Raw genomic sequence first — 620 nt, forward strand, 5'->3', positions numbered from 1 at the left:
GGGTTATAGGCCAGAAGGAGTGGATGGGATCCTGATCTAGCCGCAGGATCACGCGGTAGAACAAGGATCGTTATAGTCCGGCACCCTTAACTGTGCCGACCTCTCTCAACTCGACCGTGTGTCTGCTATGCGGCGCGAAGCTCGTAAAGAACGGGAAACACCGCTCCGGTACGCAACGCTGGCGATGCCCCACCTGCGGCACCTCCTCGGTCCGCAAACGCCCCGATGTAGCCAAACAGAAACAACTCCGCAGCTTCGTCGTCTGGCTCACCGGGAAACACTCCCAAGCCGAAATGGATGGCACCCAGACCGGTCGATCCTTCCGCAGGAACACATCCTGGTGCTGGGACCTACGCCCAGCACTCCCAACCTGCGAGACGATCTTCCACGCGATCATGGTCGACGGGATCTGGATCGGCACCTGGTGCCTCCTGACCGCGCTCTCCGACACTGGCCGAGTGCTGGCGTGGCAGTGGTGCAGCAGCGAATCCATCGCGGCCTGGTCAGCCCTATTACGTCAGATCCCCTCACCTGGAGTCCTCGTCTCAGACGGCGGCACTGGCCTCCCCTCAGCACTCCAGCAGGAATGGCCACACACGACACATCAACGCTGCCTGTTC

Annotated in this window: 1 protein-coding gene and 1 pseudogene; both read left to right on the forward strand. The window is 61.3% G+C overall.

The window, feature by feature from the left end; translation table 11 throughout:
* Positions 1–116 precede the first annotated feature (116 nt).
* A pseudogene (locus tag ACUYV6_RS13150) lies at positions 117–200 on the forward strand (IS1/IS1595 family N-terminal zinc-binding domain-containing protein); the annotation flags it as partial.
* A gap of 93 nt (positions 201–293) precedes the next feature.
* On the forward strand, positions 294–620 hold a 327-nt coding region (locus tag ACUYV6_RS13155), incomplete at its 3' end, for a transposase (protein WP_449279124.1).

This window comes from Leucobacter sp. GX24907 (genome assembly GCF_053567335.1).